The organism is Streptomyces olivoverticillatus (genome assembly GCF_014203555.1).
GTDB lineage: Bacteria > Actinomycetota > Actinomycetes > Streptomycetales > Streptomycetaceae > Streptomyces > Streptomyces olivoverticillatus.
The window spans coordinates 60,895-86,411 of sequence record NZ_JACHJH010000004.1 but is presented as its reverse complement, the minus strand read 5'-3'; the positions used below and the strand labels follow the sequence as shown (position 1 = coordinate 86,411).

Sequence of the window (25,517 nt, the reverse complement as noted above, 5' to 3'; positions counted from 1 at the left end):
CGCAGATCCCCACCGGTGCGGACGCCGCAGCCGCACACCTTGCCTACCGTTGATGGCGTGACCGATACGTATGAGACGAACGGCCCGCGCAGCGAGATGCGCGTCGCGAGAAGCGCCCTCGAGAGCCTCCGCGACGATCTGTTCACCGACGCCTTCGCCCTGCGGCCGATGCCGCCGCTGGGCGACGGTCACCTCCTGGTGCGCCGTGCCCCGGGCCGGCTGCGCCGCTACGTGCGGTGGCTGCCGCACGCGGCCATAGCCGGGTTCACCGCGCTGATGGCGCTGGCGGTGCTGGACCGCCTCCCGGACATCGCCGGCCTGGTGACCGTGGCCCTCGCCGGCATCCCGCTCCTCACCACCCTGTTCCGGCCGGTGGGCGCGTGGTGGCTGTCGATGGGCGCCGCCTTCGTCGGCTCCGTCGCCTTCGGGGCCTCGCCCTGGACCGCGCCGGGCTTCCTGTCGCACATCGCGGTGATGGCGCTCGTCACGATCCGCACCCGGCCGCGCGTGGCCGCCGAGATGTGGCTGCTGACCACCGCCTTCGGGATCCTGATGACCGGCGTCCGTGGCTACGGCACCGACGCTGAGGTGTTCGAGATGGCTGTGCTCTCCGGCATGCTCCTCTTCGTCCTCGGCGCCTGGCGCAGCCTGCGCGACTCCAAGCGGCAGGTCGCCGTCCAGGCGGCCGTCACCGAGGTCGAGCGCTCCCGCCGCACCGTCCTCGAAGAGCGCACCACGATCGCCCGCGAACTGCACGACGTCGTCGCCCACCACATGTCCGTGGTCGCCATCCAGGCCGAGGCCGCGCCCTACCGCGTCCAGGACACCCCGCCCGAGCTCGCCGCCGCCTTCTCCACCATCCGGGAGAACGCCGTGGCCGCCCTGACCGAGCTGCGCCGCGTCCTGGGCGTCGTACGGTCCGAGAATCCCGACGCCTTCGGCCCGGCCGCGCCCGAGGCCCCCCAGCCCACGCTCGCCGATCTGGGCGGCCTCCTGGGCAACGTGCGCGACGCCGGCCTCGCGGTCGAGCACGTCACCACCGGCGCCGTGCGCCCACTGCCCCAGGGCGTGGAGCTGTCCGCCTACCGCATCGTCCAGGAGGCGCTCAGCAACGTCCTGCGCCACGCCCCCGGCGCCCCGGCGCGCGTCGAGATCGCCTACGTGCCCGTCGGCCTCGGCCTGCGCATCGTCAACGGCCGCCCCGACCGCCTGGCCAAGCCCTCCCCGGGCGCCGGCCACGGCGTGCTCGGCATGCGCGAGCGGGTCTCGATGCTCGGCGGCGAGCTGACCGTGCAGATCACCGAGGACGGCGGCTACGAGATCGCCGCCTTCCTGCCCGTCGCCACGCAGGAGGCGGCCGCGTGACGATCAGGGTTCTCATCGTCGACGACCAGATGATGGTCCGCGAGGGCTTCTCCGTGCTGCTGGGTGCCCAGCCCGACATCGAGGTGATCGGCGAGGCCGTGGACGGCCGCCAGGCCGTCGAGAAGGTCGCCGAGCTGCGCCCCGACGTCGTCCTGATGGACATCCGCATGCCGGAGCTCAACGGCCTGGAGGCGACCCGGGAGATCGTCGCCGCCGACGCGGACGCCAAGGTGCTCGTCCTGACCACCTTCGACCTGGACGAGTACGTCTACCAGGCGCTGCGGGCCGGAGCCAGCGGCTTCCTGCTCAAGGACGCCTCCGCCCGCCAGCTCGCCGACGGCGTGCGCATCGTGGCCGACGGGGAGGCCCTGCTGGCGCCCACCGTCACCAAACGCCTCATCCAGGAGTTCTCCCGCCTGGGTGCGCCCAAGGCCCCCACGCAGGAGCGCATCGGCGACCTCACCGAGCGCGAGACGGAGGTCCTGGTGCTGGTCGCCCAGGGCCGCTCGAACTCCGAGATCGCCGCCCGTCTCGTCGTCGCCGAGTCGACGGTCAAGACGCACGTCAGCCGCATCCTGGTGAAGCTCGGCCTGCGCGACCGCACGCAGGCCGCGGTCTTCGCCTACGAGGCCGGGCTGGTCACCCCCGGCGGCTGAGGCCGCGGCAGCGTGAGCCGCCACGCCTCCGGCAGCGCCGTCCACGTGCGCACCCGCACCGGGCCCCGTATGCGGTTGTCGGCCCGGTAGCGGAAGTCGGGGCCGGAGACCGTCACCGTGTGGGCCCGGGCCCGCACCGGGTGGTCACAGGCCCGCTGGTGGACGACGACCTCGGCGAGCCCGTCCACGGCGGCCACCGCGACCCGCCCCACCGGCCGGTCCAGGTCGGCCAGGAGCACCCCGTCCGCCTCCACCCGCAGCCGGGCCGCGCCGGGCAGCGGATGCCGCCCCGCGGGCCCCGCCAGCAGTGTCAGGGCCGTACGGGCCGTCCGCGCGGCGGGCGACCACCACGGCTGGTGCCCGTCACCGGACGGCACCCCACGGGCGCCGCCCGGCGCACCCTCGCCCCGGACGGCGGGCGCGCCGCAGGAAGAGGCCCCGGCGGGCACCCACAGGCCGCCCAGGACCACCCCGCCGCCGTCGTCGCACAGGAGGCCCAGCTGCCGCTCGGAGCCGTCCAGGACGGCTCTGGCGGCCGCCACGGCCCCCAGCGGCACCCCCAGCACGCGCGCCACCGACACCGCGGGCAGCGCGCCGACCGGCACCCACGCCAGCGGAGCCTCGGCCAGCTCGCGCCGCCGGTGCAGCAGGCCCACGATCCGCAGCAGGGCCCGGTCGTCGCCGATGACGACGGTCCGGCGCCGGCCGCGCCGGGCGAGGGCCCGGACGATCTCCTCCGGGCCGCTCGGCAGAGCGATTTTCGCCACCGCTCCGGCACACAGCACATCCCTCGCAATCCGCGTGGACTCGCCGTCCACACGCCGGGCGACCGGGTCGATGACGACGAGCAGCTGCCGTCCGCTCGGGTCTGCAGCCGACACCTTCGTCCTTCCTCAGGTAATCTCTCGGTGCAAGAGCCCCTGTCGCTGTTGCGCCAGGGGCTTCGTCTATCCGGGGCACCGGTTCGACGGCTCTAGCAGTGGCGAACGCCCGAAACACGCGGGCGTGAGGCCACCTGTGCACGTTGGACATGCCCCGCCCGGAAGGGGTGTACGCCTGTGCCCGCACTTGTGCTGCTCGGTGCTCAGTGGGGTGACGAGGGCAAGGGAAAGGCCACCGACCTCCTCGGTGGATCCGTGGACTATGTGGTGCGCTACCAAGGTGGCAACAACGCCGGCCACACGGTCGTCGTAGGTGACCAGAAGTATGCGCTGCACCTTCTCCCTTCCGGAATCCTCTCGCCGGAGTGCACTCCGGTCATCGGCAACGGCGTCGTCGTCGACCCGGCGGTCCTGCTCTCCGAGCTGAGCGGGCTGAACGAGCGCGGCGTCGACACGTCCAAGCTGCTGCTCAGCGGTAACGCTCACCTGATCACGCCGTACCACACGACGGTCGACAAGGTGACGGAACGCTTCCTCGGCAAGCGGAAGATCGGCACCACCGGCCGCGGCATCGGCCCGACCTACGCCGACAAGATCAACCGCGTGGGCATCCGGGTCCAGGACCTCTATGACGAGTCGATCCTGATCCAGAAGGTCGAGGCTGCCCTCGACTTCAAGAACCAGATCCTGGCGAAGCTCTACAACCGCCGCGCCATCGACGCGGGGAAGATCGTCGAGGAGCTGCTGGCCTACGCGGACCAGATCAAGCCGTACGTCGCCGACACCACGCTGATCCTGAACAACGCCATCGACGAGGGCAAGGTCGTCCTCTTCGAGGGCGGCCAGGGCACGCTGCTCGACGTCGACCACGGCACGTACCCCTTCGTCACCTCCTCGAACCCGACCGCGGGCGGCGCCTGCACGGGTGCGGGCGTCGGCCCGACGAAGATCAACCGTGTGATCGGCATCCTCAAGGCGTACACCACCCGCGTGGGCGCCGGTCCGTTCCCGACCGAGCTGTTCGACGAGGACGGCGAGGCGCTGCGCACCATCGGCCACGAGCGCGGTGTGACCACCGGCCGTGACCGCCGCTGCGGCTGGTTCGACGCCGTCATCGCCCGCTACGCGACCCGCGTGAACGGCCTGACGGACTTCTTCCTCACCAAGCTCGACGTGCTCACCGGCTGGGAGCAGATCCCGGTCTGCGTCGCGTACGAGATCGACGGCAAGCGTGTCGAGGAGCTGCCCTACAGCCAGAGCGACTTCCACCACGCGAAGCCGATCTACGAGATGCTGCCGGGCTGGTCCGAGGACATCACCAAGGCCAAGACCTTCTCCGACCTGCCGAAGAACGCGCAGGCCTACGTGAAGGCGCTGGAGGAGATGTCCGGCGCGCCGATCTCCGCGATCGGCGTGGGCCCGGGCCGCACCGAGACGATCGAGATCAACTCGTTCCTGTCGTAAGCGGCTTGCCCTGAAGGCGCCCCGGTGGTCATCGACCGCCGGGGCGCTCGGCGTTTCTCAGCTCGTCCTGCGGTAGGTCAGCGGGGCCTTGTCGGTGCCGGTGAACTGCCGTTGCAGCTCGCCGTCGGGCAGGATCGTCAGCTCGGTGGGGGTGCCCGGCTGGCAGGCGCCCGCCGGCTCGCCGAGCGTGACGGTGGAGGGGCCCAGGCGCAGCGGGCTGCCCGCGTCCCCGCCGCCGGCCAGGGGCGCGGTCCAGGCGCAGCGGTAGACGGTGCCGTCGTCGGAGGTGCCGCTGCCGCTGATGTCGGCGACGGTCGTGCCGACGGGCCCCTGACGGATGACGATGCGGCGGGTGTTGGGCCCGCCGGAGGTGCTGAAGTCGGACTGCCAGTTGCCGAGGAACGTCTGCGGTACGGCGCCGGAGCCGGTGTTCTTGGCGTCGCTCGGCGAGGGCGTGGCCGGGGACGGGACCGGGGCCGGGGCCGCCGAGACGGGGGCGCTGCCCGGCGGCGCGGACGCCGCGGGGGAGGAGGCCGGTGCGGCGTTGTTCCCCTTGTCTCCCCCGTCGTCGGTGTGGCGGCCGAGCAGGAAGACGGTGCCGCCGCCCGTGAGCAGGCCCGCGAGGATCACGGCGGTCAGGATGTAGGGGGTCTTCGAGCGCCGCGGCGCGGGTGCGGGTGCGGGTGCGACGACGGTCGGGGGGTACGGGCCGTAGCCGGCGGGGGCCGCGGGCGGCAGCGGCTGGGAGGCGGGCGCGGTGACGGTCCGCGGCGCGTCGAGCCGCATGTGCTGCGGCGGGCCGACGCTGGTGGGCGCCTCGGAGGCGGGGGCGGGAGCGGGGGCCGCTGCGCCGCCGGATATGGACGCCCCCGCTCCGGTCGGGTCCTCCACCTCCAGGAGCCGGACCGCGTGCCGCGCCAGCTGGGCCACCAACTGGCCCGGCAGCCAGGGCTCCACGAACCGCAGTTCCGGCAGCAGGTCCTGAACGCCCGTGCGTTCCAGGACCTGTTCCGGCGTCGGGCGCTCGGCGGGGTCCTTGGCGAGGAACGCGGCGATCAGCGGACGCAGCGGGTCCGGCACCCCGGTGAGGTCGGGCTCCTCCTGCGCGATGCGGTACATCAGCGCGTGCACCCCGCTGTCGGCGGTGCCGAACGGCATCCGGCCGGTGGCCGCGTAGGCGAGCACCGAGCCGAGGCAGAAGATGTCGCTGGCGGGCGTGACGTGCGCGCCGCGCACCTGCTCGGGCGACATGAAGCCGGGCGAGCCGACGGTCGCGCCGGTGCGGGTGAGGCCGCCGTCGGTGACGGTCTCCAGCGCGCGGGCGATGCCGAAGTCGATGAGGCGCGGGCCGTCCAGGGTGATCAGGACGTTCGAGGGCTTGAGGTCGCGGTGGACGATCCCGGCGGCGTGCACGGCCTGCAGGGCGCGGGCCAGGCCCGCGCCGAGGACGCGCACGGACCGCTCGGGCAGCGGTCCGTGGTCCTCCTCGACGACCTGGCTCAGCGAGGGCCCGGCGATGTAGCCGGTGGCGACCCAGGGGATGTCGGCCTCGGTGTCCGCGTCCAGCACGGGCGCGGTCCACTCGCCGCCGACCCGCTGCGCCGCGCGCACCTCCTGGCGGAAGCGGCGGCGGAACTCCTCCTGGCCGGCCAGCTCCGGCCGGACCAGTTTGACGGCGACCGTCCGGCCCCGGTCCGAGCGGGCCAGGTAGACCCGGCCCATGCCGCCGGCTCCCAGCCGGGCGAGCAGCCGATAAGCGCCGAGTGTGCGTGGGTCCTCCGGCGACAGACCATCCATGCCGGGCACTCCTTCCCCCGTGGTTCTTCGCGGAGAATAGCGCCACGGCAAAGGGCCGGGTATCCGCACCGCAAAAGTGCGGGCCCCGGCCCCGGATGCCCGGCCGCCGCACAGGGCGACGGCGCAGCGGATCAGGCGGGCAGGATGTTCTCCGCCTGCGGGCCCTTCTGGCCCTGGGTGATGTCGAAGGTGACCTTCTGGCCCTGCTGGAGCTCCCGATAGCCCTGGGTGGCGATGTTGGAGTAATGGGCGAAGACGTCGGCTCCACCGCCGTCCTGCTGGATGAAGCCGAAGCCCTTTTCCGAGTTGAACCACTTTACGGTGCCGGTAGCCAAGATGATCTCCTTAATAGAGGCTGGCCGGGAATTCGTACCCCACGAAAATGCAAGAGCGCCTGAGGTCACAGACCGTCAGGCGCGCACTCAATATGGGTACCAAAACTGCAACTGCGAAGGAACGTAGCACGCTAATTGGGCTGGAATCGGTATTGCGTTGCGGCGATTTGCGGAGCGGCCGTACGGTCCGCGCCGCACCCGGCACTGTGTCCACGGCCGCGGCGAATGCCGGACACACTGCCGGTGGTGGCGGGGCGGGCGCGTCCCTAAGCTCGGGCGGACTGCAGGCCACTTCAGATCAGAGGTCACGCCCGTGAGCACCCAGCAGCCCGACCCCCAGGCAGGCGCCGCCGTGAAGGCCGCCGACCGCGCGCACGTCTTCCACTCCTGGTCCGCGCAGGGCCTCGTCGACCCCCTGGCCGTCGCGGGCGCCGAGGGCTCGTACTTCTGGGACTACGACGGCAATCGCTACCTCGACTTCTCCTCCCAGCTGGTCAACACCAACATCGGGCACCAGCACCCCAAGGTCGTGGCCGCGGTCCAGGAGCAGGCCGCCAGGCTGTGCACGATCGCGCCGGGCTTCGCCGTCGACGTGCGGTCCGAGGCGGCGCGGCTGATCGCCGAGCGGACCCCGGGCGACCTCGACAAGGTTTTCTTCACCAACGGCGGCGCCGAGGCCGTGGAGAACGCCGTCCGGATGGCCCGGCTGCACACCGGGCGCACCAAGGTGCTCAGCGCCTACCGCTCGTACCACGGGGCGACAGCCGCCGCGATCAATCTGACCGGTGATCCGCGCCGTTGGCCCTCCGACACCGCCTCGGCGGGCGTGGTGCACTTCTGGGGCCCCTACCTCTACCGCTCGCACTTCCACGCGACGACCGAGGAGCAGGAGTGCGAGCGGGCGCTGGCGCACCTGGAGGAGGTCGTCGCCTTCGAGGGGCCGCAGACCGTCGCCGCGATCATCCTGGAGACGATCGTCGGCACGGCCGGCATCCTGGTGCCGCCCGCCGGATACCTCGCGGGCGTCCGGGAGATCTGCGACCGGTACGGCATCGTCTTCGTGCTCGACGAGGTGATGGCGGGCTTCGGGCGGACGGGCGAGTGGTTCGCCGCCGACCACTGGCGCGTCACGCCCGACCTGCTGACCTTCGCCAAGGGCGTCAACTCCGGCTATGTGCCGCTGGGCGGCGTGGCGATCTCCGCCGAGATCGCCGCGACCTTCGACCGGCGCCCCTACCCCGGCGGACTGACGTATTCCGGCCATCCGCTGGCGTGTGCCTCCGCGGTGGCGACGATCAACGCGATGGCCGAGGAGGGCATCGTCGAGAACGCCGCCCGCATCGGCGAGAGCGTCCTCGGGCCGGGCCTGCGCGAACTGGCCGAGCGGCACCCCTCGGTCGGCGAGGTGCGCGGCCTCGGGGTGTTCTGGGCGCTCGAACTGGTCAAGGACCGCGTCACCCGGGAGCCGCTGGTGCCCTACAACGCCTCCGGCGAGGCGGCCGCCCCCATGGGCGCCTTCGCGGCCGCCTGCAAGAAGGCGGGGCTGTGGCCGTTCGTGAACATGAACCGCACCCACGTCGTGCCGCCCTGCACCGTCACCGAGGCCGAGGCGAAGGAGGGCCTGGCCGCCCTGGACGAGGCGCTGACGGTGGCCGACCGGTACACCGTCTGACGCCCGGGGAAGCAGGGCGGTCCGGCTCCTTTATGACCCCGGTCGTACCGCTTTCGCCCCTGGACGTGTAGCGTTCCCTCGCCGTGCGCTCCCGCGTGCGGACGACCGTACGCTCTGCTGCGGCCCTCGCCTATCTTGTTGCGAGGGCCGTTCGCATGTCGCTGCGTACGGTCACGGAAGGGGAGAGCGGACACCATGCCCGGCAGCGAGGCGGTCAAGCGCACGACACTGCGCTCGCAGATCGCCGACGCCTTGCGCGACGAGGTGATCGCGGGACGTCTCCCGGCGGGGCGGCAGTTCACCGTCAAGGAGATCGCCGAGGCGTACGGCGTCTCGGCCACCCCGGTCCGCGAGGCGCTGCTCGACCTGTGCTCGCAGGGCCTGCTCGACGTGGAGCTGCACAAGGGCTACCGGGTGCGGGAGTTCTCCTACGCCGACTTCCGCGACATGATCGAGGCCCGCACCCTGATCGTCGAGGGCATGTTCCGCCGCTCCGCCCGGCAGGCGCTGCAGGACGCGACGCCCCAGGCGCTGGCCTCCGTGCGGCGCCGCGCGGAAGAGGCCGGGCGCGCGGCGTGCGCGGGCGACCTCGACATACTCATCGGCTACGACCTGCGTTTCTGGCGCGAACTCGCCGCCCTTGTCGGCAACCCCTACATATCCGATTTCCTGGACCGGGTACGGGTGCAGAGCTGGATCTTCACGGTGCCACTGCTGCGGCGGCTCGGCGATCTGCGCGGGAAGCTGTGGCACGGCCACGGCGAACTGGTGGAGGCCGTGGCCTGCCGGGATGTCGAACGGGCCCAGGCGCTCGTCACCGCCTACAACGATCATTCGCTGGCACTGATCGATGGGCTGACCGAATAGGGTCGGGGTTTGTCCGGCGCCATCGGCAATCGGATTATGGTCCGCACGGAAGACACCGCCGGTTACGCAACCTTTCGATCGTTTGAGGACGTCCACCACTCGTGATGCCCAAGACACAACCGTCGGACGCGTCCGTGGCGACCGCAACTGCGACCGTCGGTCTGACGGTGATCGTCCCGGCGTACAACGAGGAGGACCGGCTCGCCCCCACCCTCACCGCGATCCGCGCCCACCTGGAGACCCTCGACGCGGAGTGGGAGCTGATCGTCGTCGACGACGGCTCCACCGACGGCACCGTGGCCCTCACCGAGGCGGCCCGCGCCGAAGAGCCCCGCATCCGGCTGCTGAGCACCCCCGCAAACCGCGGCAAGGGCCACGCCGTGCGCACCGGCGTCCTCGCCTCGCGCGGCCGCCGCGTCCTGGTCACCGACGCCGACCTGGCCACCCCCATCGAGGAGCTGGACCTGCTGACGCGCCGGATGGACGAGGGCGCCACCGCGGCCGTCGGCTCCCGCGCCCTGCCCGGCTCCCGCATAGCCGTCCGCCAGCACGCGCTGCGCGAGGTCATGGGCCGCATGGGCGCCCTGCTGATTCGCGCTGCCGCGGTGCCCGGCATCCACGACACCCAGTGCGGCTTCAAACTCTTCGACGGCGACAAGGTCCGTACCGCCTTCGCGCGTTCCCGGCTGGACGGCTGGGGGTACGACGTCGAGATACTGCGCTTCTTCCACCAAGCGGACTGGGAGGTCGCCGAGGTGCCCGTGCGCTGGGCGCACCAGCCCGGCTCCAAGGTCCGCCCGTTCGCCTACCCCACCGTCCTCGCCGAACTCGTCCGGCTGCGCTGGGGCGCGCCGCGGCCGGCCCGTCTGGCCGTGCCGGCGCTCTACCTCTTCTGCGCCTTCGTGCTCTACGCCGGCCTCTGGGGCGGCCCGGGCCACAGCTACCTGGCCGACTCCGGCCAGGACCAGCAGCAGTGGGAGTGGTTCTTCGCGGTCACCGCCGACAACGTCGCGCACCTGCACAACCCGCTCTTCAGCGACCTGCAGAACTACCCGCTGGGCGTGAACCTCATGGCGAACACCGCCATGCTGGGCCTCTCCGTCCCCCTCGCGCCCCTCACCCTCGCCCTCGGCGCCCACGTCACCTGGGCCGTGGTGCTCACCGGCGGCCTGGCCGCGACGGCCTTCTCCTGGTACTGGCTGATAGCCAGGCGCTTCGTCCGTTCCCGCTGGGCGGCCGCACTGGGCGGCGCCTTCTGCGGCTTCGCCCCGCCGATGATCTCCCACGGCAACGCGCACCCCAACTTCGTGGTGCTGTTCATGATGCCGCTGATCATCGACCGGATGCTGCGGCTGTGCGAGGGCCCCGCCCGCGGCCGCCGCGCCACCCGCGACGCCGTCGTCCTCGGCCTCTTCCTCGCCTACCAGATCTTCCTCGGCGAGGAAGCGCTGCTGCTGGCCCTCACCGGCCTCGTCCTCTTCGCCTTCGGCTACGCCCTCGCCTCCCCGGACACCGCCCGCGCCCTCGCCCCGCGCCTGCTGCGCGGCCTCGGCATCGCCGCACTCGTCGCCGTACCGCTGGTGCTCTTCCCGGTGGCCTGGCAGTTCTACGGGCCGCAGAGCTACCGCAGCGTCCTGCACGGCCAGGTCGGCAACAACCCGATGGCCCTGCTGGAGTTCGCCACCCGCTCGCTCGCGGGCGACGCGAAGATTGCCGCCTCGCTGTCGGTCAACCGCACCGAGGAGAACGCCTTCTTCGGCTGGCCGCTCCTCGTCGTCGCCGTCGCGATCGTGGTCCGGCTGCGCGACCAGCCCCGCGTGCGCGCCCTCGGCTTCACCGCGCTGGCCGCCGCCGTGCTCTCGCTCGGCCAGAACATCCCGCTGCTCGGCACGGACAGGACGCTGCCGGGCCCCTGGCGGCTCGTCGCCAAGATGCCGTTCTTCGAATCGGTCCTCGAGTCGCGCACGGCCATGGTCTGCGTGCCCGCCCTCGGCATCCTCCTCGCCCTCGCCTGCGACCGGCTGGCCGTGCGGCGGCTGCGCAGCGAGCGCGAGAGCTCGCGCCGGCTGCTCGGCTGGGCCGCCCTCGCCGTGGCGCTGCTGCCGCTGGTCCCCACCCCGTACCGGGTCACCGAGCGCGCCCCGGTGCCCGCCTTCATCGCCGACGGCACCTGGCGTGAGCACGTACGCCCCGGCCGCTCCCTGGTGCCTGTGCCGGTGCCCGCCCCTTCCGACACCGCGGCCCTGGGCTGGCAGATCGAGGCGGACATGGGCTTCGCCTTCCCCGGCGGCTATTTCAACGGGCCCTGGGGGCCGGACCGCACCGGCATCTACGGGCCAGCACCGCGCCCCACGTCCGAGCTGCTGCGCACGGTCCGCGAGAGCGGCAAGGTGCCGGCCGTCGACAACCGGCAGCGCCGCCTGTTCGAGAACGACCTCGCCTTCTGGCGCGCCGACGCCCTCGTCCTCGCCGACCAGGACAACGTCACGGCGCTGCGCGAGACGGTCACCGCGCTCACCGGAAGCCGCCCGCAGCGCGTCGGCGGCGTGTGGGTGTGGGACGTCCAGGGGGCCCGCTGACCGGCGGGCCCACGGGCGGCACGGCAAGCGGAGCCGGGGCCTCGATGTCCGTCGACCCTGTGTGACAACCGGCTGAGCGGCACTACTCTGGCCCGACCATCGCATAAACGCGACACGAGAGTGAGTTCACGTGGCCTGTGACCTCTGGCTTGTCCCCCTTGTCGACGTGCTGTGCCACAGCCCCGACAACCCCTTCGCCGAGGAGATCGCCGCGTACGACAAGGCCCTTGGCGAGGCCGGCCTGCCGCCCGTGCCCGTCTTCGGCTACATGCCGGGACTGTCCGGCGACGTGGCGCCGGTCGCCGGATTCGACTACGACGCGCTGCACTTCCTGCGCCGGGCCTACCTGCTCGACCTGTGCGGCCTGGCCGTCACCCCGGTCGACGAACTCGGCGGCGACTACGAGCAGTTGCTGGAGATGTTCACCACCACCGCCCAGCAGTCGCACCTGGTGTGGCACTACGACCACGCGGGCGCCTACGTGCCGGTGGACTTCGCCCACCCGCTGTCCAATGACGAACTCCTCGAAGGCGGCGGCCCGCTGGGATCCAGCCACGGCCTGCTGCGCGAACTCCATGCCGTGGCACCGGTGCTGGGCATCGATCCCGCCAACCCCCCTGCGGCGCCCGCCGCTCCCGACCATCCCACCAGCCTTGAAGAGCGCGCGGCGCCCGCGCCGCAGGGCGACGGCCCCTTCGCGCGCGAGCGGCACGTCTGGCTGGGGCTGCACGCCGCTGCCACCCGGAGCCTCGGCCAGGGCTCGATGATCGTCTTCAGCTGACCGGTGAGGGCCCGGCGTGCGCCTCCGGGCGCGCACCGGGCCGTGGGTCTCAGCGGGGTGACTCCGGGGGCCGCTGCCGCGGCATGTTGGGCCGGGTGTGCGGCGGCAGCGGGAACCGGCCGATGGGCCCGCCCCCCTCGCCCCGCGGGCCCCACGCCACCAGCGACTGCGTCAGCAGCGGCGCCGGACCGGCCCTGAACTCCACCATCCAGTCGGCCGTTTCGGCCCGTACGAGCTCGGAGACGTCCTCGCAGAAGCGCCGCAGCACGGACAGGCAGCGCTCGGCCGCCTCGCTGGCCGTGCCCTCGGTCGGGCCGAGCACCTCGCGCACGCACTCCGACGCCCAGTCGAACTGCAGCACCTCCAGCCGGCGCTGCACCGCCTGCGCCGTGGCCACCGCCCGCATCCATCCCGACGTCAGCCCGAAGTAGCGGTCGCAGGCCACACAGGCCACCGCCCCGAGCAGCGCCAGAAACGCCCAAGCCGAGCCCGTGCGCAGCACTTTGGTCAGCTCCAGCAGCGGCAGGGCGGCCCCCACGACGGCACAGCCCGCGGCCGCCACCCGCAGCCCGCGCGCCCAGCGCCGCTTCCAGGCGCGGTCGGCGAGATACCAGTCCGCCAGGAACAGCGCGCCGCTCTCGACCCACCGGTACAGCTCGTCGAGGCGCACGGCGGGTTCCCCCCAGTCCCCCTGGGGGAAGGTCCGGCCGCGCAGGTCGTTTCGGTGCTTTCCGTCCTGCTGCTCCCGAGGGGCTCCCTCGGGTTGCATCTCAGGCTGGCTCACCCCTGCACTCCCTCTCCGCCGCCGTGCATAACCGTGATCGCAGCCTCCTTCCTACCGCCGAACGGTTGGCGTTGGACACAAGATCACGCCTTTTCCGTCCGGAAGTGCGGCGGTATCAGGTATAGGAGCGCTTCGACCCTCACCCGAAAGAGTGCGCGCCGATCGGGGCATGGACGCCTTACGGGCGCCGAAACGATCGGGTCGGGACGATCCGGTCAAGAGGTTCCTACGAGTGCGGGGGAGCCCCCGAGTCGTAGTGACCGCCAAGGCAGGCAATAGGGTGACCCCTGTGAAGGTCCTCGTCATCGGCGGCGGCGCCCGCGAACACGCCCTGTGCCGCTCACTCTCCCTCGATCCCGACGTCACCGCGCTGCACTGCGCCCCCGGCAACGCGGGGATCGCCGAGGTCGCGGAGGTGCACCCGGTGGACGCGCTGGACGGCGCGGCCGTCGCGGAGCTCGCCGTCTCGCTGGACGCCGGCCTGGTCGTCGTCGGCCCGGAGGCCCCGCTGGTGGCGGGCGTCGCCGACGCCGTGCGCGAGCGCGGCATCCCGGTCTTCGGCCCCTCGGCCGAGGCGGCCCTGCTGGAGGGCTCGAAGGCCTTCGCCAAGGACGTCATGGCCGCCGCGAACGTCCCCACGGCCCGCGCTTACGTCTGCACCACCCCCGCGGAGATCGACGAGGCCCTCGACGCCTTCGGCGCCCCCTACGTCGTCAAGGACGACGGTCTGGCGGCGGGCAAGGGCGTCGTCGTCACCTCCGACCTCGCCGCCGCCCGCGCGCACGCGCTGGCCTGCGAGCAGGTGGTGATCGAGGAGTTCCTGGACGGCCCCGAGGTCTCCCTGTTCGCCGTCACGGACGGCGAGACGGTCGTGCCGCTGCAGCCCGCCCAGGACTTCAAGCGCGCCCTGGACGGCGACGAGGGCCCCAACACGGGCGGCATGGGCGCGTACTCCCCGCTGCCGTGGGCCGACCCCAAGCTCGTCGACGAGGTGCTCCGGACCGTCCTGCAGCCCACCGTCGACGAGCTGCGCCGCCGGGGCACGTCCTTCTCCGGACTGCTCTACGCGGGGCTGGCGATCACCTCGCGCGGGGTGCGGGTCATCGAGTTCAACGCGCGCTTCGGCGACCCCGAGACCCAGGTCGTCCTCGCCCGCCTCAAGACGCCGCTGGCCGGGCTGCTGCTGGCCGCCGCCACCGGCACGCTGGCCGCGGTGCCGCCGCTGCGCTGGAGCGAGGGTGCGGCCGTGACCGTCGTCGTCGCCTCGCACAACTACCCGGGCACCCCGCGCACCGGTGACGTGATCGAGGGCCTGGCCGAGGCCGCCGAGCTGGATTCGGCCTACGTGCTGCACGCGGGCACCAAGTGCGACGAGGAGGGCCGGGTGGTCAGCGCGGGCGGCCGGGTGCTCTCCGTGACGGCGACCGGCCCGGACCTGGCCGCCGCCCGCACCCGGGCGTACGAGGCGGTCTCCCGGATCCGGCTGGCGGGCTCGCACCACCGGACGGACATCGCGGCGAAGGTCGCGGCCTCGGCCTGAGCGCCTCCCCGCGCCTGTACCCGGCTTGTCACCCGGTCCGTTTCAGCCGTTTCGGTCCCAACCGTCCCGCGCATCCGCGGGACGGGCGGACCGGTGTGCGCACGGTCCGCAGGGGGCTTTGCCCAAAGCCATTCCATCGGGTGACCGCTTCTCCAACCAGCTGACGGATGCACCGCCCCCAACTAGGGTGCGGCGCAGGCCGTCTGCTGCGCGTCCGGCAACTGGCCCACCGGCATTGCGATGTCAGAGGCCGGTGCCACAGTGGGGGAGGTAAGCAACGACGGCGTCGGGCTCTCTTCCGGTCTCTCGCCGTGCACCTCGGCAGAGCACTACAGGCAACTGGGGGTGATCGGTCTCGTGGCAGGTCCGGAAGCAGGCGCGCTGGCCGCGCGCACCCGAGCCCTCGCCGTGCTGCGCGTGCGCAGCGCCGCGCTGGCCGTCGCTCTGGTGCCCGCCGCGGCCGCCGTGGTGCTGGCGGCGGGCTCCGCCATGGGCCGCATCCCCGACGGCTCCCTGTGGGACGCCGTCCGCCCGGCCGTGACCGTGGCGGCCGTCCTCGCGCTCCTGCTGGCCGCCGCCGTGGCCGCCGTGGTCGTCCGCGCCCGCCCGGCCCTCAGCCCCACCGTGCCCATCCCGGAGGAGACCGCCCCCGACCTCTACCGCCTGGTCCGCGACCTCGCCGACCGGCTGGACGTCCCGGCCCCCTCCGCGATAGCCCTGACCCCCGACTGCGACAGCTGGCTGGAGGACCGTACGCACCCCGCGCACGGCCCTCCGGCCGGTCGTATGCCGTTGGCCCGGCGCGCCGTCGCAGCGGCGCCCGTGCTGGTCATCGGCTCGCCGTTCCTGTGGTGGATGCGTGTGGCCGAGCTGCGGGCCCTGCTCGCGCCGGTCGTGGCGGGCACGGGCCCGGCCGCCCACCCCGACATAGCGGCGGCCCGCCGCTTCGTCCGCGGCCTGGACGCCGCCGTCGCGGTGGCCGCCGCCCGGCCTCTGCTCGCCTTCGTCGGCTGGGCCGCCCGGCTGCTGCTGCGCTCCTGCCGCGACCACGCGGCCGAGATGGAGCGCGGGGTCGCCGCGGCCGCCTCCGAGCGCGCCCAGGCCGTGGACTACGGCCTGCGGATCGTCGCCCAGGAGCAGGTCGGCCTCGCCTACGCCGGCTGGGACCGGCTGCTCAACCGGGTCGCGCTGCCCGCCTGGCGGATGGGCCGCTGGCCCTCCCGGCTGGATGCGGGCGTGGTCTCCGCGCTCACCGAGCTCTCCCGCCGCGACCGGCTGGCGGAGGGCTTCGCCTCCCGCCTGGGGGAGCGCCCCGCCTGCGACCTGCTGGAGGAGCCCGGCCTCATCGACGAGGCCGCGTCCCTGCTGGCCGCCCGGCTCTTCCACGGCGGCCCGCCGGAGCCCGGTCCCGACTGGTCGCCGGTCGCCTGGAGCCAGTACCCGGAAGAGGTCGTGGACCGCAAATGGCGGCTGGAGGCCGCCCGGCTGCACCGCGTCCTCGACGACATCGCCGCCTGCGGCGCCACCACGGGCGCCCCGCCCGCCCCCGGGCAGGACGACCGCTCCGCCGCCCCCACCGTCGCCCGCGTCCTGGAGCGCCTCACCGGCCCGGCCGGCGGTGGGGTGGGGGAGGAGCTGGAGGTGCGGCTGAGCGCCGAGGTGGCCCGCGAGGCGGCCCGGGAGGAGCGCGCGGTGGGCAGGGGCGTGTCCGTCGCCGCCGGCGATCCCTGGATCGACGGCCTCGCCCCCCTCTTCCCGCTCCAGCCGCCCCGCAGCGGCCGGGAGCTGCTCACCGACCACGTCACCGCCATGGTCTGCTGCGCCGCCGTGGACACCGCCGGGGCCGCCCCCGGCCTGGACTGGCTGGACGGGCCCGCCCTGCTCGTCGGCGGCGCCCGCTGCGCCGATCTGTCCCACTCGGTGCTCAGCCTCATCGAGGAGGGCGACGGCGGCCCGCTGCGCGCCTGGCTCGGCGAGGTCGGCGTCCGTACGGAGAAGCCGGTCCGGCTCGCCTGAAAGGCGCGTCAGGCGTGACGCACTGTGACGAAGTCACGCTGTGTAGGTGCTAGGACCATCACTTTCGGGGAATTTCACGACGAACAGTGATGGGCCGGGCGTGACCTGTGATCTGCTGGGAAACCGAATGGGCATGCGGGGGCTCGGGGAGGGAGCGCGCACATGGGGATGGACCAGATCCGCCGCTGGGAGTCCGGAGCACTCGCACACGCTGTCTCGGACCCCTTCGGGCAGGGCCCGCTGCCCTGGCTGCGCGGCGGCGAGTACTACTTCGACGACACCGGCCACATCATCCCCTGGTACGTGGACCCGGTGGTCGCCCCCGCGGGCAGCCGCGTCCCACCGCCCCGCAGACCCGGGCCCCGCACCGCCGACGACGTCCACTGCCAGATCAAGGGCTTCGCCTCGGCCAGCGCCGTCGCCCCCGGCGAGGCCCTGGACTTCCGCATCACCGTCGACCCGCCCCAGCAGTTCGCCGTCGACGTCTACCGCATCGGCCACTACGGCGGCGTCGGCGCCGCCAAGATCACCACCAGCCCGCGGCTGTCCGGCATCGTCCAGCCCCCGCCGCTCACCGCGGACCGCACCGTCTCCTGCCACCACTGGTGGCTGTCCTGGCGGTTGCAGGTCCCCGCGCACTGGAGCACCGGCGCCTACGTGGCCGTCCTGACCACCGCCGACGGCTACCGCAGCCACATCCCCTTCACCGTCCGCGACACCAACCCCGCCGACCTGCTGCTCGTCCTGCCCGACATCACCTGGCAGGCCTACAACCTCTACCCCGAGGACGGCCACACGGGCGCCAGCCTCTACCACGCCTGGGACGAGAACGGCCGCCTGCTCGGCGAAGAGGGCGCCGCCACCACCGTCTCCTTCGACCGCCCCTACGCGGGCGCCGGCCTGCCGCTGCACGTGGGCCACGCCTACGACTTCATCCGCTGGGCCGAGCGCTACGGCTACGACCTCGCCTACGCCGAAGCCCGCGACCTCCACGCCGGACGAATCGATCCGGCACGCTACCGGGGCATGGTCTTCCCCGGCCATGACGAGTACTGGTCGCACGCCATGCGCCGCGCCGTCGAGGACGCGCGCGACGGCGGCACCTCCATGGTCTTCCTCTCCGCCAACACCATGTACTGGCAGATCGAGCTCGCCCCCTCCCCGGCCGGCCCCGACCACCTGCTCACCTGCCGAAAACGCCGCGGCCCCGGCCGCTCCGCGCTCTGGCGCGACATGACACCCCCCGAACAGCAGCTGCTCGGCATCCAGTACGCGGGCCGGGTCCCCGAGCCCGCCCCCCTCGTCGTCCGCAACGCCGACCACTGGCTGTGGGAGGCCACCGGCGCCGGCGAGGGCGACGAACTCCCCGGCCTCGTCGCCGGCGAAGCCGACCGCTACTACCCCCGGACGGCCCTGCCCCAGCACACCCGCCGCATCCTCCTCGCCCATTCCCCCTACGCCGACAGCGAGGGCCGCCGCCGCCACCAGGAGACCTCGCTCTACCGCGCCCCCAGCGGTGCCCTCGTCTTCGCCTCCGGCACCTTCGCCTGGTCCCCCGCCCTCGACCGCCCGGGCCATGTGGACGCCCGCATCCAGCGCGCCACGGCCAACCTCCTGGACCGCATCTGCAAACGCGGCTGACCCTCACCGAGGCATGGATCCGGCCGTACGGCAGAATCGAGGTGTTTGGACAAACCACCAGGAGGACGCGTGTCCGGATTCGTCGAGAAGCCCAAGCCCGCGGAAGTGCCGGGCCTTGTGCATCTGCACACCGGCAAGGTCCGCGACCTCTACCGCAACGAGGCGGGCGAGCTGGTGATGGTCGCCACCGACCGCATGTCCGCCTACGACTGGGTCCTGCCCACCGAGATCCCCGACAAGGGCCGGATCCTCACCCAGCTCTCCCTGTGGTGGTTCGACCGCCTCGCCGACCTGGTCCCGCACCACGTCCTGTCCACCGAACTGCCCCCCGGTGCCCCCGCCGACTGGGCCGGCCGCACCCTGATCTGCCGGGCCCTGGACATGGTCCCCGTCGAGTGCGTCGCCCGCGGCTACCTCACCGGCTCCGGCCTCGCCGAATACCGGCAGACCCGCACCGTCTGCGGCCTCGCCCTCCCCGAGGGCCTGGAGGACGGCTCCGAACTGCCCTCCCCGATCTTCACCCCCGCCACCAAGGCCGCCGTCGGCGAGCACGACGAGAACGTCTCCTACGAGGAAGCGGCCCGCCAGGTCGGCGCGGAGACCGCCGCCCGCCTCCGCCAGGCCACCCTCGCCGTCTACAGCCGCGCCCGCGAGATCGCCCGCGACCGCGGCATCATCCTCGCCGACACCAAGTTCGAATTCGGCTTCGACGACGGCGACCTGGTCCTCGCCGACGAGGTGCTCACCCCCGACTCCTCCCGCTTCTGGCCCGCCGACTCCTGGCAGCCCGGCCGCCCCCAGCCGTCCTTCGACAAGCAGTACATCCGCGACTGGCTGACCTCCCCGGCCGCCGCCTGGGACCGCCACGGCGAGCAGCCGCCCCCGCCGCTGCCCGACGAGGTCGTCGAGCGCACCAGCGCCAAGTACGCGGAGGCCTACGAGCGGCTCACCGGCGTCAAGTGGGCGGCAGGGGCCTGACGCAGACGTCCTAAGAGCCCTCTCAGACAACGTCTGCCAAGGTGGGGGCACCGCACCTGTGCCCCCACCCCGCCGGAGAGACCATGGCCCAGCCGCCCGTACTCGTCGTCGACGACGACCCCGACGTCCGGGCGGCCGTCATCGACGCCCTGCAGATGGAGGGCTACCTCGTACGCGCCGCCGCCGACGGCCTGGAAGCCCTCTCCGCCGTCGCCGCCGCGCCCCCGGCGGCCATCGTGCTCGACCTCGCCATGCCCGTCCTCGACGGCCTCGCCGTCTGCCGCCGGCTGCGCCAACTCGGCGACCGCACGCCCGTCCTCGTCCTCACCGCCCGCGACGCCGTCTCCGACCGGGTCGCGGGCCTGGACGCCGGCGCCGACGACTACCTCGTCAAACCCTTCGCCCTCGACGAACTCCTCGCCCGGCTGCGCGCCCTGCTGCGCCGCGCCGCCACCGCCACGGCGGCCGCCGGAACCGGCGAGCTGGCCTTCTCCGACCTCACCGTCGACCCCCTCACCCGCACCGGCGAACGCGGCGGCATCCCGCTTGAATTCACCCGCACCGAATTCGCGCTCCTCGAAGTCCTGATGCGCCACCCGGGCCAGGCACTGCCCCGCGAAGTGATCCAAGAACGCGTCTGGGGCGCCGACTTCGGCCCCGAATCCAACTCCCTCGCCGTCTACGTCGGCTACCTGCGCCGCAAACTCGAGGCCGGCGGCGCACCCCGCCTCGTCCACACCGTGCACGGCGTCGGCTACCTCCTGGCCCAGCGGTGAACCGGCTGCTCGCCCGCAGACCCCTGCGCGCCCGCCTGGCCCTGATCACCTCGGCCGCCGTCGCCCTCGTCGCCCTCGGCGTACTGGCCGCCGCCTACGTCGTCATCCGCTACGAACTCGTCCGCCAGCTCGACCTCCAGCTCAAACAACAGGCCGGGATCATCGCCCAGCAGAGCCACGACGTACGCAGCGGCGTCCTCTACGACCAGTGCGCCTACCTCGCCGCACCGGCCTGCGCCCAGGTCGTCCCCGCCGACCCCGCCGCCCCCGGCCAGCGGGGCCTCGCCCTGCCCGTCACCGGCGCCACCCGCCGCGTCGCCGCGGGCACCCTCGGCGCCCACTACAGCGACATCACCCATCACGGGCACCCCATGCGGATGCTGACCGCCCCCATTCCGGGTGAGAAGGGCCGGGCCCTGCAGGTCGCCGCCCGCTCCGACACCGTCGACCAGGGCGTACGGCAGGCCGGCGGCTACCTCGCCGCGGTCGGCGGCGTCGGCGTGCTGCTCGCGGCCGGACTCGGCTACCTGGCCTCGCGGACGTCCCTGCGCCCCGTCACCCGCATCGCTGCCACCGCCGAGCGCATCGCCGCCACCCGCGACCCCGCCCACCGCATCGAGTTGCCCCGCTACGAGAAAAGAGGTGCCCGTCGCCAGGACGAGATCACCCGCCTGGCCACCAGCTTCAACACCATGCTCGGCGAGCTGGAGGAGGCCGTCGCCGCCCAGCGCCGCCTCGTCGCCGACGCCTCCCACGAGCTGCGCACCCCGCTGACGGCGCTGCGCACCAACGCCGAGCTCCTCGCCCGCGCCGACCGGCTCACCGCCGCCCAGCGCGACCGGGCCGCGGGCGCGCTCGGACGGCAGCTGCGCGAGGTGACGGGCATGGTCAACGACCTCATCGAGCTGGCCCGCGACGAGGAGCCGCAGCCGCTGGTGGAGCAGGTCCGGCTGGACCTGCTCACCGAACGCTGTGCCGCCGAGGCCCGTGGCCACTGGCCGGGCACGCCGTTCACCGCGGACGTCACCGAGGCCACCGTCCCCGGGGTGCCCGCCCGGCTGGCCCGGCTGCTGTCCAACCTGCTGGACAACGCCGCCAAGTTCAGCCCCACCGGGGCGATGGTCGAGGTGCGCCTGGCGCGTGCGGAGGGTGGCATCGACCTCACGGTGCGCGATCACGGTCCCGGCATCGCGGCGGAGGACCTGCCCTACGTCTTCGACCGCTTCTACCGCTCCCGGCAGGCCCGGGCGCTGCCCGGCTCGGGCCTGGGCCTGGCCATGGCCCGGCAGATCGCCCGCGCCCACGGCGCGGAGCTCACCGCGGAACGGGCGGAGACCGGCGGCGCCCGCTTCCGGCTGCGCTTCCCGCACCAGGGCGAACAGAAAACCAGCCGATAACGCCGAAGGCCCGGTCGATATCGACCGGGCCTTCGTTCTCTGAGCGGACGACGAGACTCGAACTCGCGACATCCACCTTGGCAAGGTGGTGCTCTACCAACTGAGCTACGTCCGCATTCGCCCCGCGCTCTCGTGCGGTGCGGGTACCACTATAGCCAACCCTGAGCACGTGCGATGCGCGCCGCCGCGTGACGGTTCTCCGCGCCGAGCTTCGCCGTGGCCGCCGAGAGGTAATTGCGGACCGTCCCCGGCGTCAGCGAGGCGCGCTCGGCGATCTCCGCGATGGGTGCGCCGCCCTCGGCCAGTTCCAGCAGTTCCGCCTCGCGGGCGGTCAGCGGCGAATCGCCCGCACTGATCGCGTCGGCCGCCAACTCCGGGTCGACGTAACGGCTTCCGCCGTGCACCGTACGGATGATCTCGGCGAGCCGCTGGGCCGACACGGTCTTGGGCACGAACCCGCGCACCCCCGCCCCCAGGGCCCGCTTCAGATGCCCGGGACGGCCGTGACCGGTCACGATCATGGTGCGGCAGCCGGGCAGTTCGGCCCGCAGGGATGTGGCCACCATCACACCGTCCAGCCCTGGCATCTGGAGATCCAGTACTGCCACGTCCGGCCGGTGCACGCGCGCCATCGCCAGTGCCTCGCTCCCCGAGGCGGCCTCGGCCACGACCCGCAGATCGTCCTCGAGCCCGAGCAGCGCGGCGAGCGCCCCACGGATCAGATGCTCGTCGTCCGCGAGCATCACACGGATCGGCTCACCGGCCGGCTCCGGGATCACGAGCCCGTCCTCTCCGGAACGGGAGTCCCCTGGAAGGGGGCGGGCACGGGGAGCTCTTCCACCTTTGCACCCTCGGCCGCCGTCGCGGCCACGGGCACCCGCGCCGTCAGCAGGAACGTGCCGTTCGCCCCGTACTCGCAGGTGAGCGTGCCCCCCAGCCCCGTCAGCCGCTCCCGCAGACCCGCGAGCCCCGAACCGCCCCCGGCACCGGAGCCGCCCGCGCCGGCCTCCCGCACGCCGTTGTTCTCCACCACCAGGACCGCCTGTCCGTCCACCCGCCGCAGGCGCAGCGCGCAGCGCCCCGCGTCCGCGTGCCGCAGCACGTTCGTCGTGGCCTCGCGGACCACCCAGGCCAGCGCCGACTGGACCGGCGGCGGCAGTTCGTCGACGGCCGCGTCGTCGATGCGGCACTCGATGCCGGCGGCGGCCAGGATGCCCCGGGCGCCGACCAGTTCGGTGTGCAGGTCGGCCTCGCGGTAGCCGCGGACGACCTCGCGCAGCTCGCGCTGGGACTCCTGCGCGATCCGCTGCACCTCGGCCATCTGGTCCGCGGCCGCGGCCGAGCCCCGCCGCGAGAGCTGCACGGCGAGCTCGCTCTTGAGCGCGATCGCCGCGAGGTTCCGGCCGAGTATGTCGTGCATGTCCCGCGAGAACCGCAGCCGCTCCTCGGCGACCGCGAGCCGCGCCTGCACCCCGCGGGCCGCGTCGACCTCCCAGATGATCGAGAGCATCCACGCGGTGACCCGGACCATCAGCAGGACCCACCCGCTGACGAACATCGACCCGACGAAGGGCCCCACCATTCCCGCCCCGGCCGTGCCGGTCAGGACGAACGGCACGTTCGCCAGCAACGAGACCACCGTGCAGACGACGGCGTAGACCCGCTTGCGCACGATCAGGCAGAACGCGCCCAGGGGCGTCAGGGCGACCCCCATGAGCATCGTGGGCGCGTTCTGCGCGGTCTGCTCGTCGAAGGCCTTCGCCAGCACTGCCGCGAGCAGCCCGAACGCCGCGGTCAGCAGCGCGAACGAGAGCGCCAACCGCCCCCGCAGTTGCGCCTCCCCCTTGCCGAGGTAGCGGTCGAGGGCCCGGCGCAGCAGGCCGATGCCGGTCCCGGCCTGGACGGCCGACACGACGACCAGGGCCAGGGCGAGGTACTGGACAGCGGGGCCGGACCGGGCCGGCCCCACCAGCCCGCCCGCCTGCATCAGGACGAACAGCCACGGGGCCACGTACAGCACCCCGCGCGAGTAGAGGTCGATCTGTTTGACCTTGCTGTGGCTGCGAAACCCCCGCACCCGACCGATCACGCGCGCCCCACCCCCGGTTGTCTCTCCAGCTCAGCGCCGTGGTTCCCAGCGGAACCAGCGACGTACAGCAAACACCGCGACCGCCGTCCAGGCCAACGCGGCCCCCAGATGCCCCAGGGTCCCGGCCGTGCTCGCCCCGCCGAGCCAGCCGTCGCGCATCAGCTGCACGACCGGGGTCATGGGCAGCAGCGAGCAGGCCTTCGCGAGCGCGTCCGGCATCGCCTCCAGCGGGCAGAACATCCCGGAGCCCAGCATCGAGACCATCACCAGCGGCATTGCCGCGAGTTGCGCGGTCTCCGAGCTCTTGGTGAAGGCCGTGCACGCGGCGGCCAGCGGCGTCAGCAGGGCGAGGCCCAGCAGCACGCCCGCCACCAGCAGATCGGGGCGCGCCGGTATGCGCATGTGCAGCCATGCCATGCCCGCCGTCACCAGCAGGGCGCACTGCGCGACGGCGATGGTCAGGGACGGCAGCGCCGTGCCCGCCAGGATCTCCAGATCGCCGGCCTCGCCCGTGCGCAGCCGCTTGAGGACGAGCTCCTCGCGCCGCGCGGTGAAGACGCTCATCAAGTTGCAGTAGACGACGAAGATCAGGACGTACCCGAAGGCGCCCGTCATCGTCGCTTCCTTGAAGGACATCCCGGACCCGCTGAGATCGAGCTTCCGCGCCCCCGAGCTCACCGCGTAGATCACGAGGACGGGCGTCAGCAGGACCGTGTAGAGCGCCATCCTGTTGCGCCCCAGGAGCGTCAGCTCCGCCCGTCCCAGGGCCAGGGCCCGTCCTGCCGCGGTCGTCGTGCCCGTCGGGACCCCCGTACCCGTCGCGCTCGCCGTCTCCGTCGCCATCACTCGCCCCTCCCCGGGGCCGAAGCCCCCGCTATCGCCAGGAACGCCTCTTCCAGCGAAGCGGTCCGCGCGTCCAGCCCCTCCAACTCCACGTCCTTGTCCCGGGCCCAGAAGAGCAGCCCGGTCAGGGTGCGCTGCAGCTCGGTCGTCTGGAGCTCGACCCGGCCGTCGGACTCCTGGTGCCGGAGCACCCCCAGCGCGTCCAGCGGCGGCAGGTCGCCCACGAACCACCCCGTCGGCATCGCGAAGCGGATCCGGGCGGGATAGGCGCCGATCACCTGGCCGGGCGTCCCCGAGGCGACGATCCGTCCCTCACGCATGATCGCCAGCCGGTCGGCGAGGCTCTCCGCCTCCTCCAGGTAGTGCGTGGTGAGCAGCACCGTGGTGCCCTCGTCGCGCAGCCGCCGCACCAACTCCCAGGTGGTGTGCCGCGCCTCGGGGTCCAGGCCCGTCGTCGGCTCGTCGAGGAAGAGCACCTCCGGCCGCCCCAGCAGCGCGAGGGCGAGGTCCAGCCGCCGTCGCTCGCCGCCGGAGAGCTGCTTGATCCGCACGTCCCGGCGCGCTTCGAGACCGACGAGGCCGAGCGCCTCCCCGACCGGCCGGGCCCCGGTCGTACAGCCCGCCCACATCCGCACCGTCTCGGCGACGGTCAGGTCGGACGGGAAGCCGCCCTCCTGGAGCATCACGCCCATCCGGGGCCGCACCGCGCCGCGTTCCTCGTACGGATCGTGGCCCAGCACCCGCACCCGGCCCCCGGTCGGCCGGGCCAGGCCCTCCAGCAGCTCGACCGTGGAGGTCTTGCCCGCCCCGTTCGTCCCCAGGAGCGCGAACAACTCCCCCCGCCGCACGGAGAAGGACACGTCCCGCACCGCCTCGAACCCCTCGGCCCCCGGCTGCCCGTACCTGCGCCGCAGCTCCGAGACCTCGATCACACCGTCTCCGACATCCATGCTTCAAGGCTCCCGGCGGATCCCCGCGCGGATCAGTGCGGGCTGTCATGACTTCCGATGACGAATGTCATGAGGGCCGGGCGGGCGCATACGAAGAAGGCCCCGG

General features: G+C 73.1%; 21 protein-coding genes and 1 tRNA gene. 13 read left to right on the top strand and 9 right to left on the bottom strand.

Features of this window, described 5'->3' with window-relative positions:
* The first annotated feature begins 96 nt into the window (after nt 1-96).
* Nucleotides 97-1,365, top strand: coding sequence for a sensor histidine kinase (locus FHS39_RS14505; RefSeq protein ID WP_184350198.1), 1,269 nt, complete (start codon nt 97-99; stop codon nt 1,363-1,365).
* Nucleotides 1,362-2,021, top strand: coding sequence for a response regulator (locus FHS39_RS14500; protein WP_184349767.1), 660 nt, complete (start codon nt 1,362-1,364; stop codon nt 2,019-2,021). Before FHS39_RS14505 ends, FHS39_RS14500 begins: the two co-directional genes overlap by 4 nt.
* Here the strand turns inward: FHS39_RS14500 and FHS39_RS14495 are convergent.
* A complete protein-coding gene (locus FHS39_RS14495) occupies nt 1,988-2,902 on the bottom strand; it encodes a diacylglycerol kinase (protein WP_184349766.1) in 915 nt (304 codons plus the stop codon). The two genes, FHS39_RS14500 and FHS39_RS14495, sit on opposite strands and share 34 nt — an antisense overlap.
* 177 nt (nt 2,903-3,079) lie before the next feature.
* Between FHS39_RS14495 and FHS39_RS14490 the strand changes: the two genes are divergently transcribed.
* Nucleotides 3,080-4,366, top strand: coding sequence for an adenylosuccinate synthase (locus FHS39_RS14490; protein WP_184349765.1), 1,287 nt, complete (start codon nt 3,080-3,082; stop codon nt 4,364-4,366).
* 57 nt (nt 4,367-4,423) lie between these two features.
* Here FHS39_RS14490 and FHS39_RS14485 read toward each other — a convergent pair whose 3' ends face one another.
* Together FHS39_RS14485 and FHS39_RS14480 are read right to left on the bottom strand one after the other, a co-directional pair.
* Nucleotides 4,424-6,163, bottom strand: coding sequence for a serine/threonine-protein kinase (locus tag FHS39_RS14485; protein WP_184349764.1), 1,740 nt, complete (start codon nt 6,161-6,163; stop codon nt 4,424-4,426).
* A 131-nt stretch (nt 6,164-6,294) separates the two neighbouring features.
* On the bottom strand, nt 6,295-6,498 hold the full coding sequence (locus FHS39_RS14480; RefSeq protein WP_184349763.1) for a cold-shock protein: 204 nt from the start codon (nt 6,496-6,498) through the stop codon (nt 6,295-6,297).
* A 313-nt stretch (nt 6,499-6,811) separates the two neighbouring features.
* On the opposite strand from FHS39_RS14480, the gene FHS39_RS14475 reads away from it, so the two are divergent.
* The 4 genes from FHS39_RS14475 (at nt 6,812) to FHS39_RS14460 (ending at nt 12,397) form a co-directional block, all read left to right on the top strand.
* Nucleotides 6,812-8,170, top strand: coding sequence for an aminotransferase class III-fold pyridoxal phosphate-dependent enzyme (locus FHS39_RS14475; RefSeq protein ID WP_184349762.1), 1,359 nt, complete (start codon nt 6,812-6,814; stop codon nt 8,168-8,170).
* A 195-nt stretch (nt 8,171-8,365) separates the two neighbouring features.
* A complete protein-coding gene (locus FHS39_RS14470) occupies nt 8,366-9,037 on the top strand; it encodes a GntR family transcriptional regulator (RefSeq protein ID WP_184349761.1) in 672 nt (223 codons plus the stop codon).
* A 104-nt stretch (nt 9,038-9,141) separates the two neighbouring features.
* Nucleotides 9,142-11,616, top strand: coding sequence for a dolichyl-phosphate beta-glucosyltransferase (locus FHS39_RS14465; protein WP_184349760.1), 2,475 nt, complete (start codon nt 9,142-9,144; stop codon nt 11,614-11,616).
* Nucleotides 11,617-11,746: 130 nt separating this feature from the next.
* Nucleotides 11,747-12,397, top strand: coding sequence for a hypothetical protein (locus FHS39_RS14460; RefSeq protein WP_184349759.1), 651 nt, complete (start codon nt 11,747-11,749; stop codon nt 12,395-12,397).
* A gap of 49 nt (nt 12,398-12,446) precedes the next feature.
* On the opposite strand, the gene FHS39_RS14455 is transcribed toward FHS39_RS14460, so the two are convergent.
* Entirely contained in the window at nt 12,447-13,166 is a 720-nt protein-coding gene (locus tag FHS39_RS14455; protein ID WP_184350197.1) for an SLATT domain-containing protein, read from the bottom strand.
* A gap of 304 nt (nt 13,167-13,470) precedes the next feature.
* Here FHS39_RS14455 and purD point away from each other — a divergent pair, with 304 nt between their 5' ends.
* From purD to FHS39_RS14425, 6 genes are all read left to right on the top strand, one after another.
* Nucleotides 13,471-14,721: a phosphoribosylamine--glycine ligase gene (gene purD / locus FHS39_RS14450; RefSeq protein WP_184350196.1), complete on the top strand. Its 1,251-nt coding sequence runs from the start codon at nt 13,471-13,473 to the stop codon at nt 14,719-14,721.
* Between the two features lie 348 nt (nt 14,722-15,069).
* Nucleotides 15,070-16,737, top strand: coding sequence for a hypothetical protein (locus tag FHS39_RS14445; protein WP_343069619.1), 1,668 nt, complete (start codon nt 15,070-15,072; stop codon nt 16,735-16,737).
* 162 nt (nt 16,738-16,899) lie between these two features.
* Nucleotides 16,900-18,378, top strand: a complete 1,479-nt coding sequence (locus FHS39_RS14440; protein WP_184349757.1) for a N,N-dimethylformamidase beta subunit family domain-containing protein — start codon at nt 16,900-16,902, stop codon at nt 18,376-18,378.
* A 69-nt stretch (nt 18,379-18,447) separates the two neighbouring features.
* The gene (locus FHS39_RS14435) at nt 18,448-19,356 is read left to right on the top strand and encodes a phosphoribosylaminoimidazolesuccinocarboxamide synthase (RefSeq protein WP_184349756.1); all 909 of its coding nucleotides are present in this window, start codon (nt 18,448-18,450) and stop codon (nt 19,354-19,356) included.
* An 83-nt stretch (nt 19,357-19,439) separates the two neighbouring features.
* On the top strand, nt 19,440-20,132 hold the full coding sequence (locus FHS39_RS14430; RefSeq protein ID WP_184349755.1) for a response regulator transcription factor: 693 nt from the start codon (nt 19,440-19,442) through the stop codon (nt 20,130-20,132).
* Nucleotides 20,133-20,137: 5 nt separating this feature from the next.
* Nucleotides 20,138-21,529: a sensor histidine kinase gene (locus FHS39_RS14425; RefSeq protein WP_246470285.1), complete on the top strand. Its 1,392-nt coding sequence runs from the start codon at nt 20,138-20,140 to the stop codon at nt 21,527-21,529.
* 42 nt (nt 21,530-21,571) lie between these two features.
* Here the strand turns inward: FHS39_RS14425 and FHS39_RS14420 are convergent.
* The 5 genes from FHS39_RS14420 to FHS39_RS14400 all read right to left on the bottom strand — a co-directional run bounded on the left by FHS39_RS14420 (nt 21,572) and on the right by FHS39_RS14400 (nt 25,411).
* A tRNA-Gly gene (locus tag FHS39_RS14420) sits at nt 21,572-21,644 on the bottom strand.
* 34 nt (nt 21,645-21,678) lie between these two features.
* Complete coding sequence (locus FHS39_RS14415) at nt 21,679-22,272, bottom strand: response regulator transcription factor (protein ID WP_184350194.1); 594 nt, start codon at nt 22,270-22,272, stop codon at nt 21,679-21,681.
* Between the two features lie 32 nt (nt 22,273-22,304).
* Entirely contained in the window at nt 22,305-23,618 is a 1,314-nt protein-coding gene (locus tag FHS39_RS25870; protein ID WP_184349754.1) for a histidine kinase, read from the bottom strand.
* A gap of 30 nt (nt 23,619-23,648) precedes the next feature.
* Entirely contained in the window at nt 23,649-24,461 is an 813-nt protein-coding gene (locus FHS39_RS14405; protein WP_184349753.1) for an ABC transporter permease, read from the bottom strand.
* Nucleotides 24,461-25,411 (bottom strand): ABC transporter ATP-binding protein, encoded by a 951-nt coding sequence (locus FHS39_RS14400; RefSeq protein WP_184349752.1) that lies wholly within the window; start codon nt 25,409-25,411, stop codon nt 24,461-24,463. Before FHS39_RS14400 ends, FHS39_RS14405 begins: the two co-directional genes overlap by 1 nt.
* Nucleotides 25,412-25,517: the final 106 nt, after the last annotated feature.

Excerpts from the sequence above, each read along its gene's own strand:
- FHS39_RS14505 (WP_184350198.1), top strand. The coding sequence starts at position 97 with ATGCGCGTCGCGAGAAGCGCCCTCGAGAGCCTCCGCGACGATCTGTTC.
- FHS39_RS14485 (WP_184349764.1), bottom strand. The coding sequence starts at position 6,163 with ATGGATGGTCTGTCGCCGGAGGACCCACGCACACTCGGCGCTTATCGG.
- FHS39_RS14470 (WP_184349761.1), top strand. The coding sequence starts at position 8,366 with ATGCCCGGCAGCGAGGCGGTCAAGCGCACGACACTGCGCTCGCAGATC.
- FHS39_RS14465 (WP_184349760.1), top strand. The coding sequence starts at position 9,142 with ATGCCCAAGACACAACCGTCGGACGCGTCCGTGGCGACCGCAACTGCG.
- FHS39_RS14455 (WP_184350197.1), bottom strand. The coding sequence starts at position 13,166 with ATGCAACCCGAGGGAGCCCCTCGGGAGCAGCAGGACGGAAAGCACCGA.
- FHS39_RS14440 (WP_184349757.1), top strand. The coding sequence starts at position 16,900 with ATGGGGATGGACCAGATCCGCCGCTGGGAGTCCGGAGCACTCGCACAC.
- FHS39_RS14430 (WP_184349755.1), top strand. The coding sequence starts at position 19,440 with ATGGCCCAGCCGCCCGTACTCGTCGTCGACGACGACCCCGACGTCCGG.
- FHS39_RS14415 (WP_184350194.1), bottom strand. The coding sequence starts at position 22,272 with ATGCTCGCGGACGACGAGCATCTGATCCGTGGGGCGCTCGCCGCGCTG.
- FHS39_RS14405 (WP_184349753.1), bottom strand. The coding sequence starts at position 24,461 with ATGGCGACGGAGACGGCGAGCGCGACGGGTACGGGGGTCCCGACGGGC.
- FHS39_RS14400 (WP_184349752.1), bottom strand. The coding sequence starts at position 25,411 with ATGGATGTCGGAGACGGTGTGATCGAGGTCTCGGAGCTGCGGCGCAGG.